Annotated in this window: 15 protein-coding genes; 8 read left to right on the forward strand and 7 right to left on the reverse strand. The window is 67.5% G+C overall.

All coding sequences use genetic code 11. The features are described from left to right. Window positions 1–51: 51 nt before the first annotated feature. A complete protein-coding gene (locus tag ACSFBF_RS16935) occupies window positions 52–1,062 on the forward strand; it encodes a Bug family tripartite tricarboxylate transporter substrate binding protein (protein WP_435468905.1) in 1,011 nt (336 codons plus the stop codon). A gap of 101 nt (window positions 1,063–1,163) precedes the next feature. Beyond that, window positions 1,164–2,171, forward strand: coding sequence for a Bug family tripartite tricarboxylate transporter substrate binding protein (locus ACSFBF_RS16940; RefSeq protein WP_435468907.1), 1,008 nt, complete (start codon window positions 1,164–1,166; stop codon window positions 2,169–2,171). A 12-nt stretch (window positions 2,172–2,183) separates the two neighbouring features. On the opposite strand, the gene ACSFBF_RS16945 is transcribed toward ACSFBF_RS16940, so the two are convergent. Then, window positions 2,184–2,876, reverse strand: a complete 693-nt coding sequence (locus ACSFBF_RS16945) for an ArsR/SmtB family transcription factor (protein WP_093058685.1) — start codon at window positions 2,874–2,876, stop codon at window positions 2,184–2,186. Between the two features lie 82 nt (window positions 2,877–2,958). Here ACSFBF_RS16945 and ACSFBF_RS16950 point away from each other — a divergent pair, with 82 nt between their 5' ends. Further along, the gene (locus ACSFBF_RS16950) at window positions 2,959–4,137 is read left to right on the forward strand and encodes a cytochrome P450 (RefSeq protein WP_435468910.1); all 1,179 of its coding nucleotides are present in this window, start codon (window positions 2,959–2,961) and stop codon (window positions 4,135–4,137) included. Here the strand turns inward: ACSFBF_RS16950 and ACSFBF_RS16955 are convergent. Both ACSFBF_RS16955 and ACSFBF_RS16960 read right to left on the reverse strand, forming a co-directional pair. Then, a complete protein-coding gene (locus ACSFBF_RS16955) occupies window positions 4,095–5,087 on the reverse strand; it encodes a flavin-nucleotide-binding protein (protein WP_435468912.1) in 993 nt (330 codons plus the stop codon). The genes ACSFBF_RS16950 and ACSFBF_RS16955 overlap by 43 nt on opposite strands. After that, on the reverse strand, window positions 5,084–5,743 hold the full coding sequence (locus tag ACSFBF_RS16960; protein ID WP_435468914.1) for a glutathione S-transferase family protein: 660 nt from the start codon (window positions 5,741–5,743) through the stop codon (window positions 5,084–5,086). The genes ACSFBF_RS16955 and ACSFBF_RS16960 overlap by 4 nt, the downstream gene beginning before the upstream one ends. 119 nt (window positions 5,744–5,862) lie before the next feature. Between ACSFBF_RS16960 and ACSFBF_RS16965 the strand changes: the two genes are divergently transcribed. Next, a complete protein-coding gene (locus tag ACSFBF_RS16965) occupies window positions 5,863–6,753 on the forward strand; it encodes a LysR family transcriptional regulator (RefSeq protein ID WP_435468916.1) in 891 nt (296 codons plus the stop codon). Here the strand turns inward: ACSFBF_RS16965 and ACSFBF_RS16970 are convergent. From ACSFBF_RS16970 to ACSFBF_RS16980, 3 genes are read right to left on the reverse strand one after another with little or no spacing between them, the layout of a single operon-like run. Continuing rightward, window positions 6,750–7,355 (reverse strand): hypothetical protein, encoded by a 606-nt coding sequence (locus ACSFBF_RS16970; RefSeq protein WP_435468918.1) that lies wholly within the window; start codon window positions 7,353–7,355, stop codon window positions 6,750–6,752. The genes ACSFBF_RS16965 and ACSFBF_RS16970 overlap by 4 nt on opposite strands. Then, a complete protein-coding gene (locus tag ACSFBF_RS16975) occupies window positions 7,352–8,029 on the reverse strand; it encodes a hypothetical protein (protein WP_435468920.1) in 678 nt (225 codons plus the stop codon). Before ACSFBF_RS16975 ends, ACSFBF_RS16970 begins: the two co-directional genes overlap by 4 nt. Then, window positions 8,026–8,868, reverse strand: coding sequence for a hypothetical protein (locus ACSFBF_RS16980; protein WP_435468922.1), 843 nt, complete (start codon window positions 8,866–8,868; stop codon window positions 8,026–8,028). The genes ACSFBF_RS16975 and ACSFBF_RS16980 overlap by 4 nt, the downstream gene beginning before the upstream one ends. 84 nt (window positions 8,869–8,952) lie before the next feature. On the opposite strand from ACSFBF_RS16980, the gene ACSFBF_RS16985 reads away from it, so the two are divergent. Together ACSFBF_RS16985 and ACSFBF_RS16990 are read left to right on the forward strand one after the other, a co-directional pair. Beyond that, window positions 8,953–9,942, forward strand: coding sequence for an ATP-binding cassette domain-containing protein (locus ACSFBF_RS16985; RefSeq protein WP_435468924.1), 990 nt, complete (start codon window positions 8,953–8,955; stop codon window positions 9,940–9,942). A 3-nt stretch (window positions 9,943–9,945) separates the two neighbouring features. Further along, complete coding sequence (locus ACSFBF_RS16990) at window positions 9,946–10,791, forward strand: ABC transporter permease (RefSeq protein ID WP_435468926.1); 846 nt, start codon at window positions 9,946–9,948, stop codon at window positions 10,789–10,791. Here ACSFBF_RS16990 and ACSFBF_RS16995 read toward each other — a convergent pair. After that, window positions 10,781–11,833, reverse strand: coding sequence for a MerR family transcriptional regulator (locus ACSFBF_RS16995; RefSeq protein WP_435468928.1), 1,053 nt, complete (start codon window positions 11,831–11,833; stop codon window positions 10,781–10,783). The genes ACSFBF_RS16990 and ACSFBF_RS16995 overlap by 11 nt on opposite strands. A gap of 194 nt (window positions 11,834–12,027) precedes the next feature. Between ACSFBF_RS16995 and ACSFBF_RS17000 the strand changes: the two genes are divergently transcribed. Then, on the forward strand, window positions 12,028–12,483 hold the full coding sequence (locus tag ACSFBF_RS17000) for a MarR family winged helix-turn-helix transcriptional regulator (RefSeq protein WP_435468930.1): 456 nt from the start codon (window positions 12,028–12,030) through the stop codon (window positions 12,481–12,483). A gap of 100 nt (window positions 12,484–12,583) precedes the next feature. Next, window positions 12,584–13,009: an organic hydroperoxide resistance protein gene (locus ACSFBF_RS17005; protein WP_093058675.1), complete on the forward strand. Its 426-nt coding sequence runs from the start codon at window positions 12,584–12,586 to the stop codon at window positions 13,007–13,009. Window positions 13,010–13,059 lie beyond the last annotated feature (50 nt).

Raw genomic sequence — 13,059 nt, forward strand, 5'->3', positions numbered from 1 at the left:
GCGCCGTTTCGCGGACATCATCCGGTTTACCCCACAGCAACCGGAAAGAAGATGACCCAGTCGCGCTCCGTTCCCCTCTCCCGTCGCAGCTTCTCGACATGGATCGCGGCCTCGGCCGCAGCCGCCGGCGCAGGACATGCCGCACTGTGGCCTCGCGCCGCCCACGCCGCCGACGCGCCCGTGAGCAACAAGCTGCGCATCGTGATTCCCGCCAACGAAGGCGGCGGCTGGGACCAGACCGGCCGCGCGCTCGGCGCCGCGATGCTGGCGTCCGGCGCGGTCGGTAGCGTGGTGTACGAGAACATCGGCGGCAAGGGAGGAACCATCGGCCTGGCGAAGTACGTCGAGAAATACGATGCGGACCCCGACACCCTGTTGATGAGCGGCATGGTCATGGTCGGCGCAGTGGCGCTGCAGAAGCCCACCGTCACCATGGCCAACATGGCGCCGATCGCTCGCCTCACCAGCGACTACGAGGTGGTCGCGGTGAAGGCCGATTCGCCCCTCAAGACGCCGAAGGATCTGATCGCGCAGCTGCGCGCCGATGCGGCCAATACCGTCATCGCGGGCGGCTCGGCCGGCGGCGTGGACCACATGTACGCCGGCATGCTGGCGCGCGTGGCCGACGCTTCGCAGTCGCTGGTCTACCTGCCGCACCCCGGCGGCGCGGAAGTGGTCGAGGCGCTGACGACCGGCAAGGCCGCGGCCGGCATCTCCGGCTACAGCGAATTCAGCGAGGGCCTGGCCAGCGGCAAGCTGCGCGCCATCGGCGTGTCGTCCAAGCGGCCATTCCAGGGCATCGCCTCGGTGCGCGAGCAGGGCGTGGAGGCCGACCTCGCCAACTGGCGCGGAGTGCTCACCGGCCGCAAGGTGCCGCCGTACCGCAAGGCGGCGCTGCTGACGGTGGTGCGGCGCGCCACCGCCACCGATGTGTGGCAAAAAGCCATCAAACAGAACAACTGGGACCCCTTCTGGATGGAGGGCAAGGATTTCGAGAACTTCCTCGAAACCGACACGGCAATGGCCGGCCCGCTGATCTATCTGCTCAAGCTCAAAGCCTGAGAACGGCCAGTCCCCTCGGGTTTTCCCTAGGCCCGCTAAATGGGGGCTTGACACGTTTTTCGGACATCATCCGGTTACTTTTACAGACAACTGGAAACAAAATGCCGCATCTCGTGCCGACCGGCCTCTCTCGCCGCAGCCTTGCGGCGTGGATCGCATCGACCGCTGCCGCGGGCGCAATGCCCGCAGCGCTCTGGCCCACGATGGCCGGCGCGGCTGAACCGCAGCTCGCCACCAAGCTGCGCATCGTCATTCCCGCCAACGAAGGCGGCGGCTGGGACCAGACCGGCCGCGCGCTCGGCGCCGCGATGATCGCCTCGGGCGCGGTGGGCGACATCAGCTACGAGAACATCGGCGGCAAGGGCGGAACCATCGGCCTGGCAAAGTACGTCGAGAAATACGACGCCGACCCCGACACCCTGCTGATGAGCGGCATGGTCATGGTCGGCGCAGTGGCGCTGCAGAAGCCCGCCGTCACGATGGCGCAGGTCGCGCCGGTGGCACGGCTCACCAGCGACTACGAAGTGGTGGCGGTGAAGGCCGACTCGCCCATCAAGACACCCAAGGACCTGATCGCGCAGCTGCGCGCCGATGCCGCAAAGACAGTCATCGCCGGCGGCTCGGCCGGCGGCGTGGACCACATGTACGCCGGCATGCTCGCGCGCGTGGCCGGCAACGCGGGCGCGCTGGTCTACCTGCCGCACCCCGGCGGCGCACAGGTGGTCGAGGCGCTCGAAACGGGCAAGGCGGCGGCCGGCATCTCGGGCTACAGCGAATTCAGCGACAGCCTGGCCAGCGGCAAGCTGCGCGCCATCGGCGTGTCGTCCAAGCGGCCGTTCCTGGGCATTCCGTCTGTGCGCGAACAGGGCGTGGACGCCGACCTCGCCAACTGGCGCGGCGTGCTCACCGGCAAGAAGGTCCCGGCCGAACGCAAGGCCGTGCTGCTCGAAGCCGTGCGCCGCGCCACCACGGCCGATGTCTGGCAGAAGACCATCAAGCGCAACAACTGGGACGCGTACTGGATGGCGGGCAAGGACTTCGAGAGCTTCCTCGATCTCGACACGGCGATGGCCGGGCCGCTGATTTATCTGCTCAAGCTGAAAGCCTGAGCCTTCGGCACTTCACGCGAAGAGCTCCGGCATTTCGCGCTGAGCCTTCGGCGTGAGTGTGAGCGCCCGCCCGTCCAACTCCTGCCGCACCCATCCCCGGCGCAGCGACAGTTGCAGCCACGCAGCGCCCAGCGCGCCGCCCAGGTGCGGACGGCGTTCGCTCCAGTCGAGGCAGGCACAGGCGAATCGGCGGCGCGAGCGGCGCACCGCATCGACCTCGACGCCAAGACTCTCCAGCGCGATCGCGCCTTCGGACGTGAGTTCGTACGAGCCGCTCTGCAAGCCGCTGAGCCAGCCTTGCGCATGCAGCCGGTCGTGCAGCGCGACGCCAGCCGTGCCCGCCATGTGGTCGTAGCAGGTGCGCGCGCTGCGCAGGCGGCTCGGCGTGTTCGGCTTGAACTCGGGCGTGCGCGGTGCGCCGGCCACCACCATCAGGCTTTCGAGCGCGGCGGCGACGTCGTCGTTGGCGAGGCGGAAGTAGCGGTGCTTGCCTTGCACCAGCAGGTCGACCAGCCGTTCGTCCTTCAGCCGTGCGAGGTGTGCGCTCGCCGTGGACGCGGCCACTTCGGCCACGGTGGCAAGCTCGGTCGCGGTGCGCGCGTGGCCGTCCATCAGGCAGCTCAGCATGCGGGCGCGCGCCGGCTCGGCGATGGCGCCGGCCAGGCGGGCCAGCTGGAAATCGGCGGATGAAGCGGTGGTGTCCATGCGCTCATCGTAAGACGACGCAGCATCCGACACTTCGTTCGCGGACGAAGTGTGGCGGCGGGTTCGATCGCACACTGCGGCCATGAACTCAAGCCACAGCCCCACCCTCGCCGACATGCCCGCCGACCCGGTCGCAGCCGTCACGCATGCCGACCCCTATCCGTACTACGCCGCCCTTCGCGACGGGCCGCCGCTCGCGTGGAACGAGAAGCTGCGCCTCTGGGTCGCGAGCCGCGCGGACGTGATCGAAGAGGTGCTGCTCGCGCACGGCGCGCTGCGCGTGCGGCCGCCCGCCGAGCCGGTGCCGCGCGCCATCGTGGGCAGCGCGGCCGGTGAGGTATTCGGCCATCTGGTTCGCATGAACGACGGCGCGGCGCACCAGGCGCACCGGCCCGCGCTGCAACGCGCACTGGCCGGGCTCGACCTGAACGCGGTGCATGCGGCGGCCCTGCAAGTGGCGCTTCGCGTGTCGCAACGGCAGCCGCTGTCTGACACGCTCTTCTCGATGCCCGTGCAGGCCGTCGCGCACCTGCTGGGTTTTGCCGACGATGCGCTGCCGCAGGTGGACCGGTGGATGCGCGACTTCGTGGCCTGCCTGTCGCCGTTGTCCACGCCCGAGCAGTTGCAGCGTGCGAGCGCCGCAGCGGGCGAATTGATGACGCGCTTTGAAGTTCTGGTGGCAGGCGAGTCGCCACGGCACGGCACGCTGCTTGCGGCCGTGCTCGCTGAAAGCGCGGGCGATGCACCCCTGTCGCGCTCGCTGCTGGCAAACGTCGCCGGCCTGCTATCCCAGACCTGCGACGCCACGGCGGGCTTGGTCGGCAACAGCCTGATAGCGCTGATGCGCGAGCCTTCGCTGCGCCCCTCGACCCGCACGCGCGATGGCCTGCAGGCCATCGTCGAAGAAACAGCGCGACACGACCCGCCAGTGCACAACACGCGACGCTTTGCCGCCGAAGCCGTCACCATCGCCGGAACTGCACTGGCAGCCGGCGATGCGGTGCTGGTGCTGCTGGCCTCGGCAAATCGCGATGCGGCGTTCAACCCCGACCCTGACAGCTTCATGCTCGTTCGCGCCCGCCGCCGCATGCTCGGCTTCGGCCACGGCATGCATGGGTGTCCCGGTCAGGCATTGGCGTGCACGCTGGCGGCGGCCAGCCTCGACGCCCTGCTGCGCCGCGCGCCCGACCTCGATGCGCAGCGCCTGCGCGGCTGGAGCTACCGGCCGTCGGTCAACGGGCGCATCCCCGTGTTCCACTGACCCGTGCCCGCCAGGTGGGGCGACAGTTGCGCGTCGCCCCAGCGCAGCGGCAACGCCGCCGGGCGGCGCAGCGCGTGCGTGACGTGGAAGCGCATCAGCCGCTCCGCGCCTTCGAACTCGGCCACCTCGGGCCCGTCCCACACGATCTCGGCCGTGGCTGCCACGTGCAGCAGATCACCGCTGTCGAAGTCGACGAAGAGCAGCCCCGCGCGCGGATACGCCGCCAGGTTGCCGAGCGTGTTGAAGAAGCGGTTGCCGTTGAAGTCCGGCACGGTGAGCACGTCGTCGCCGTCGATGCGCACGAAGCCAGGGCGACCACCGCGGTGCGACACATCGACGCCGTGCGAACTCGCATCGGCCTCATCGCCCGCCGCGACCTCGTTCGGATAGGCCGTGGCGATGAACAGCGTGTCGGCGCTGCCGATGAGGCGGTGCGCCGCCAAGTCGAGCTTGTCGAGCCATTGCGCCTGCGGCCCTGCATCGGCACGCGGCGGAACGAACTCCGGCTCGCGCGCCTGGATGTAGCGCGGGCAATTGCCGAAGCTCTGCTGCACCGCGACCATGAAGCCCTCGCTGTCGAGCACCTCGACCGTACCGTTCATGCGGTTGCGCCGCCGCGTATGCGGCTGGATGCCGAGCAGGCCCAGCGTGGCGCCCTGCTTCAACTGGCCAACGAGCGGATCGCCCGCCGCGGGCAGCGCATCGACGCGCAGGTGCGTGGCATCTGGCGAATGCACGAAACCGGTGGGTGCCGCGAGCACGCTGGCCCAGGGTTGCATATCCGCGTCGAGACTGCCGACCACGAGGAACGGCAGCAGCCCGAAGAACTCGCGGTGCTGGTCGGGCATGTAGTCGCGAATGACGCGAGGCCCGGCCACCTCCATCTGCTCGCGAGAACCCGCCAGGGCCTGCAACGCCCGCTCGCCCGCGTGGAACGGCGCCGCGATCATGAAACCGCCGCAAGCCCGATGGGCGTGCGCACCATTGGTACGAAGCCCGGCAAGGCTTCCACGCGCTCGAGCCAGCCGCACACGTTCGGGTAGGCATCGAGCGACACGCTGCCTTCGGGCGCATGCGCCACATACGCGTAGTTCGCGATGTCGGCCAGCGTCGCAGCGGACCCGGCAAGAAAGGACTGCTGCTGCAGGTGCATCTCCATCACCGAGAGCAGCGCATGCGAGCGCTTGACGGTCTCCGTCGGGTCGGTGGTATGGCCGAACAGCGCCATGATCCGCGCGGCCGCCGGGCCGTACGCCAGCGGCCCCGCCGCCACCGAGAACCAGCGCTGCACGCGCGCCGCACCGACGGCATCACGTGGCATCCAGCGTGCGGGGTCGGGCGCATAGCGCTCGTTGAGGTAGACCAGGATGGCGTTGGAATCGGCCAGAGTGACGTCGCCGTCCTCGATCACCGGCACCTGGCCGAAGGGGTTGCGCGCCAGGAACTCCGGCGCGCGGTTGTCGCGCTTGCGCATGTCGATCTCGACGTTCTCGAAGGGCAGGCCGAGCATCGTGAGGAACAGCCGCACGCGATGCACGTGACCAGAGAGCGTGGTGCCGTAGAGCTTGATGGGCTGGGCGGGGCGATTGGCGGCTGCGGCGTTCATGGAGGCGTTCCTTTTTCGAGATGGCTGGGGGCGGTGCCTCGATTCTTCTCTCTTGCATCAAATGAATGAATAGCCATTCCTGTATTTGACTGCTGCGTTTTCCGGTTTAATCACCACCCATGGATCGCTTCAAGGCCATGCAGACCTTCGTGCAGATTGCCGACCAGGGCAGCCTGACCCGCGCCGCCGAGGCGCTCGGCACCTCGCTGCCCGCGGTGGTGCGCGCGCTCGCCGCGCTGGAAGCGCACCTGGGCGTGCGCCTGTTCCACCGCACCACGCGCCGCCTTTCGCTCACCGAAGAAGGCCGTCACTACCTGCAAAGCGCACGCGAGGTGCTGCTCGCGGCCGACGCCGCCGACCTCGCGCTGAAGGCCGAGGCGCGCGAACCGGCAGGCCAGCTCACCATTACCGCGCCGGTGCTCTTCGGCCACATGTACGTGGCGCCCGCCATCGTGCGCTTCATGCAGCGCTACGAGAAGGTGCGCTGCAGCGTGCGGCTGTACGACCGCACCGTGAGCCTGCTCGAAGAGGGCATCGACGTGGGCATCCGCATCAGCCCGCTGGAAGATTCGTCGCTGGTGGCGCAAACGCTGGGCACCATCCGCCGCGTGGTGGCCGTGAGCCCCGACTACCTGGCGCGGCACGGCACGCCAACGCATCCTCGCGACCTGAACGGCGCGCCCTGCGTGCGGGGCCGCGTCGATGCGCCGGCACAGTGGCTGTTCCGCGAAGGCGGAAAGACGATCAGCGTGACGCCGAACAACCGCCTGGAGTTCAACCACCTCGCGCCGGCCATCGAATCGTGTGCGGCAGGCATGGGCTTCGGCACCTTCTTCTCGTACCAGGTGATGCCGCACGTGGCGCAGGGCCGGCTGAAGCTGGTGCTGGAAGATTTCGAGCCGCCGCCGCGGCCGGTGAGCGTGATCTATCCCAATGCGCGGCTGCTGCCCGCGCGCACGCGGGCGTTCATCGAGTGGATGAAGATGGAGTTCAGCGGGCTCAGGCTCTAGGTGCAGTTGCCATTGCAATTGCAATTGCAGTTCCGGGGCAACTCGCGGCTGTCGAGCAGGCAGATTTCCGAATCCTGCTTCAGCACCGGCCAGCCGTCGCGCTCGAGCTGTCCGGTCACGGCCGACACGCGCGACGTGAATTTCTCCAAGGATTCGCAGCTGCGCAGCGTCACGAAGCAAGTGCAGGCTTCTTCACGGAGGCTGTCTCGCGACAACTGCGCGCCGTGCGCCTCGCACAGCTGCTGCAGCGCAGACATGTCGCACTGCTGCTGACGCAGCTTGCCGCGCCACTCGAAATACTGGCCGGCGCAGTCGAGCTGCTCGGCGTCCTGCACGGGCGCATCGACCTTCACGCCCAGCACCGCCATACCCGCCCGCGCCAGCCATTGCGCCAACGCCATCGCTTCGGCCTTGGCTTCTTCGAGATCGGCGCGCAACCAGGCGGTAGCCGAGAGCTGCTGCTTTCGCTCGCCGCCGTTGTCGTGGTGATGGTCGATCAGCAGCGGCCGCAGCCCGATCTGCTCGCACACCGCGACAAAGAACGGGATCTGCGATTCGTGCGGCACATCGCAGGTCAGGTGAAGTTCCAGCCTGCTCTTCATGGCACGACCACCGGCGCGGGCAAGGGCAGGCCATCGCAGAGCGCTGCAGCATCGCTCGCCATGCCACGCACCGCCTCTTCGAGGCCGAGATTCAGCACCGACATGAACTCGCCGTTGGCGCTGGCCCAGTTGGTGCGCGTGCCCATGCCGTGGTACTGGCGCAAGACAGTCTCGCCGCCGGGCAGGCGGTAGTTCACCTTGAGCACGACGTGCGACACCAGGTTCAGCTCCACAGACCACGCGTGGGCCAGGCGCAGGGCCACGTCCGCAGTCACCTGCCTGGCACCAGCGCTCGCGGGCGGCGCGCCCAGCACCGTCTGGAACCCGTAGCGGCTCGTCGACTGCAGCGCGCCGCGCGTCCACGCGGTGGCGTCGCCGCTGCGCAGCGATTGCACGGACCGGGGCGTGGCATGCACCGTCGGCAGCATCACGGTGAGGTTGCCGGCGTTGGCCTTGTTGCTGCGAGCGTCCTCGATCGACGTCAGGTACAGCGTGCAGCCACGCGCGAGCCGCAGCGACGCGGCCGGCACGCTGTTGGGGCGTTCGGCCGGCTCGGGCGCCGGCTCGAAGATCATGGGGAGCGGCTCGCTCTCGGTGACGGCGTGCGACAGAGTGGGCATGGCGCAGAGCGCGGCCAGTGTGGTGGCGATGGCAAGTCCTTGGCGTGACCTCATGGGGCGGTGTTCCTGACCGAATACATGGCGCCGTCCTGGTCGCGGAACAGCACGCGGCCGGGCTGCTCGTCGAAACTCTGGCCGGCCAGCGTCACCCACGAGCCATTGACATTAAAGCGCGCAGTCTTAACGCCACCTGAACGGGCGCCGGCAATGTCCAGCGCGACCGCATGCAGGGTCTGTGCCATCGACTCGCGCATCACGCCGCGCAGCACCTGCCCGTCATTCGCAGTGAGCCTTCGCAGCACGGCGGCGCGCGCGGTGCCGCCGATGGGCGTCTGGAAGATGGCCGAGGCGCGATAGCTCGGCTCGCTGCGGCCGTCCTGCCAGAGCAGGGCCGAGGTGCGCGTGGTGAAGGCGCCCAGGCCCGGCTCCAGCGCGTATTGCAGCAACAGCACCATGTAGGCGGGGCCGGTCTTCGTGGCGGCGATGCGGGCTTCCTGTTCGGCCTTCAGCGGCATGGCCGCGAGCACCTGCGAGGAGCGGATCTTCAGCGGGAACGAGCTCGGCTCGGCCAGCAGTGTGGCTAGCGCCTTGCCCGCCTCCACGCGATAGTCGTAGTCGAGCAGCGGGCCGACGATGGCCTGCACCTCGGCGCTCATCTCCTTCTGGCGCGTTTGCTGCACCGACGAGTCGATCAGCGCGCCGATCAGCCCGCCACCCGTGGCCGCGCTCACGCCGGGCGGCTGCGCGGAGAACATGAAGCTCTCTTGCGCGACGACGACGCGTACGTCGACTTCCTGGACCTTGTTGCGGTCCGCGACCGCCAGGGGCCGATGAAAAGGTGCGCAGGCGCCGAGCAGCAGCACAACCGACAGCGCCAACCAGAAACGCAGCATCCTTGGGCCTCCCACCGCGCAATGCAACTGGGCGTCGATTGTGAGGCCGCCGCAGCGCCGTTCGACCCGGGTTATCGAGGACCCATGGTGCCCGTGGTTTTCAGGCGACTGCGTCAGAATGGTTGCGTGCCGTCCATCATCTCTTCCGCTCCACACCCTCTCTTCCACGCCAGCCATTTGCGCAAGCGCTATGGCGACACCACAGTCGTCGACGACCTGTCGTTCGAGATCGCACCCGGCGAGTGCCTGGGCGTGATCGGCCCGAACGGCGCGGGCAAGACCACCACCATCCGCATGTGCCTGGGCCTCACCGCGCCCGATGGCGGCGACATCTCCGCGCTGGGCCTGCAGATGCCGCGCGATGCGCTGGCCATCAAGGCGCAGCTGGGCGTGGTCACGCAGTTCGACACGCTCGACCCCGACTTCAGCTGTGCCGAGAACCTCGTGGTGTACGGCCGCTACTTCGGCTTCAGCAAGGCGCATGTGCGCGCACGCGTGCCGCAGCTGCTGGAGTTCGCGGCGCTGTCGCACAAGGCCGATGCGAAGCCGGGCGAGCTCTCGGGCGGCATGCGGCGGCGGCTGTCGCTGGCGCGTGCGCTGGTCAACGACCCGAAGCTGCTGCTGCTCGACGAACCGACCACCGGGCTCGACCCGCAGGCGCGGCACCTGATGTGGGAACGGCTGCAGGTGCTGCTGCAGCAGGGCAAGTCGATCCTGCTGACCACGCACTTCATGGACGAGGCCGAGCGCCTGTGCTCACGCCTGCTGGTGCTGGACCACGGCCGCAAGATCGCCGAAGGCCGCCCGCGCGACCTGATCGCCGAGCACCTGGAGCCCGACGTGGTCGAGGTGTATGGCAACGGCGCGCTGTCGCTGGCGGAATCGCCCGAGCTGAAGGCGATGGCGGCGCGCGTGGAAGTCAGCGGGGAGACGATTTTCTTCTACACGCAGGACGCGCGGCGGCTGCTCGATGCGCTGACGCAGCACAGCGGCCTGCGCACCTTTCATCGACCGGCCAACCTGGAGGACCTGTTCCTCAAGCTCACCGGCCGCCAGATTCGCGAGGACGGCTAGACCATGAACACGACAACAACAACGACCGCACCGATTGCAACGACCGCGCCCCCTTCACCTTCAGTGTGGCGCCCGCCCGAGATATCGCTGCGCTGGTGGCCCGTGTTTTTGCGCAACCTGCTGGTGTGGCGCAAGCTCGCCATCCCCAGCCTGATCGGCAACATCGCCGAACCGCTGATCTGGCTCGTGGCCTTCGGCTACGGCATGGGCGCACTGGTGGGGCAGGTGTCGGTCGACGGCGTGAAGGTGCCCTACATCTTGTTCCTCGCGAGCGGATCGATCTGCATGAGCGCGATGAACGCGGCGAGCTTCGAGGCGCTGTACTCGGCGTTCTCTCGCATGCACGTGCAAAAGACATGGGACGGCATCATGAACGCGCCCGTCGGGCTCGACGACATCGTGATGGCCGAGATGCTGTGGGCGGCGTTCAAATCGATCTTCACCGTCACGGCGATCCTGTTCGTGATGCTCGGGCTGGGCATCAGCCACAGCCCTAAGCTCATCGTCGCGTGGATGGTGCTGATCGGGGCTGGCATTACCTTCTCGTCGATCGCGCTGATCTTCAATGCACTGGCGAAGGGCTATGACTTCTTCACGTACTACTTCACGCTGTTCATGACGCCGATGATGTTCCTGAGCGGTGTGTTCTTTCCGCTCGAACAACTGCCCTCCGCAGTCAAGGCCGTGGCAGCGTGGCTGCCGCTGACGAATGCGGTGGCGCTGGTGCGGCCGCTGTTCATGGACCAGTGGCCGGCCGACTGGTGGCTGCATGCAGCGGTGCTGGCGGTGTATGCGGTGGTGGCGTTCTGGATTGCGCTGGCGTTGACGCGCAAGCGGTTCAAGGGGTGAGGCTGGGTCTCTTCATCACCTGCAACTGCATGACTCCCGCAGTCCGGGCCCGCACTTCAGGCGAAGCCAGGCAAGTGGCAACAGCCTCGTAACCGGGCGCGCCGGGATAGGGCGCAACCTGGGTCGGCGGACTGTGGTTCGCGGGGCAGAGGATGATGGTTTCGTCCGGACCGACTGCCGACAGATCGAGGATGGCGCAGGAGCGGGTGAGCATGAAGAGGGGCCGCGCTTCGGGCCCGCGGCGGCGCAGCCAGGCAATCAACGCCTCCTGGGCTGCGTGGTCGAGACCTTGCTCGATCATGTCGATGACCAGGGCATCCGGCCCATTGGCCTCCAGCCCCGCGAGCAATGCGATCAAGGCATCCGATGGCGTGGCGCCGTCTTCCACAAGCCACGCCAGGGCTTCGTCGACGCGGGACTTCAGCAGGGGATCGCCATCCAACCGCGACTTTGCTGCTGCCACCTCGTCATCTTCGAGTCTCTCCAGCCCCAGCATGGCAGCGTTGGACATTGCATTGGCGAGGCTGTGCGCCAGCCGGGTCTTGCCGCTGCCTAGCGGGCCGATGATGTAGTTCAGGGAACGGATGTCGCGCAATTCGAAGAGTTCTCCACCCCATGGCCACGGGAGTTCGAATGCAACGCGGACTTCGGAGACCGGCGCCCGCAGGTCCATCAGTTCGCCGATGGTCGGCGTGCGGCCCTGCACCAGATCGCTTCGCAGCCCACGGACCTTCTCCACAGTGCGGGCAAGCTGGCGAAGCTGCGCTTCCAGCGCCGCCTGATGTGCCGCCAGCGTTGGCTCCAGGCCTTGGGAGTTGCCCTCCAGCACCCGTCCCACCTGGGCGACGCTGAAGCCGAGTGCGCGAAGCGCGACGATCTCGGCGGCCCGGGCCATCTCCTTCTGGCCGTAGACCCGCCACCCTGAAGCGCTCCGGCCGGGCTCCACCAACCCACGCTGCTCATAGAGCCGCAAGGCCTTGGCCGAAACACCGAGCCGCCTCGCGGCTTCGGATGGACTGAAAGAGCGAGAAGTGGATTGCATGAAGAGAACCTTTTTCGACGTTCTTCCCTTTTTAAGGGCTGCCCCTGGGGCCGGGTCAACAGGCGGACATGAAAGTTGGATTCACTGGCCTTGCAGGTTCAGAATGCCCGTTCCCGGCCGACTGTAGCCTCTGCCGAAACCAACGCTTGCAAATTAAGTTGCACACAATCTAATTGCTCGCTACAATTCAGGCCATGCGCTCCACTCCAGTCCCCGCCGACGAAATGCTCAAGCTGGACAACCAGCTGTGTTTTGCCGTGTACTCCGCCTCCTTGGCCATGACGCGGCTCTACAAGCCGGTGCTGGAAAAGCTGCAGCTCACCTACCCCCAATACCTCGTGATGCTCGCCCTCTGGGAGCAAGACGGCCTCATGGTCTCCGAGCTCGGCGAACGGCTCTCGCTCGATTCAGGCACGCTCACGCCGCTGCTCAAGCGCCTCGAAGCCAACGGCTATGTGGCCCGCGTGCGCGACGTGGCCGACGAGCGCCGCGTGCACATCACCCTGACAGCTGCCGGCCGCAGGCTCAAGAGCCGCGCATCCAACGTGCCGGCCTGCCTGATGGCCGCCACCGAGTGCTCGGTGCCCGAACTGATTTCGCTCACCCAGCAGATCCAGACCCTGCGCGACCGCATCAAGAAGGCAGCCTGACGCAGCGCAACATTTTTCTCCCGCTTCGGTCGATCCCATCAAGAGAGAACGAAGCCTTTCACCACCCTCCCTCCACTTCATCATCACCAAAGGAATCACCATGACCACCAAGCTCGACAAAGTTCTCTACACCGCAGAAGCTCACACCGTCGGCGGCCGTGACGGCGCAGGCAAGTCCAGCGACGGCGCCATCGACGTCAAGCTGAGCTCGCCCGGTTCCGGCAAGCCCGGCACCAACCCCGAGCAGCTGTTCGCGGTCGGCTATGCCGCCTGCTTCATCGGCGCGATGAAGGCCGTCGGCCCGAAGATCGGCGTGAAGGTGCCTGAAGACGTCGCCATCGACTCCAGCGTTTCCCTTGGCCCGACGAACGGCGGCGCCGCCTACGGCATCGCCGTGAAGCTGGCGATCACGCTGCCTGGCCTGGATGCAGATGCCAAGCAGAAGCTGGTCGACACCGCTCACCAAGTTTGCCCCTACTCGAACGCCACCCGCGGCAACATCGACGTCGAACTCACCATCGCCTGATCTGCCCCGATCACTCGCGAACAAGCGGCCCGGCCACAAGCCGGGCCGCT

This window comes from Variovorax nivicola (assembly GCF_051216475.1).
Lineage (GTDB): Bacteria > Pseudomonadota > Gammaproteobacteria > Burkholderiales > Burkholderiaceae_C > Variovorax.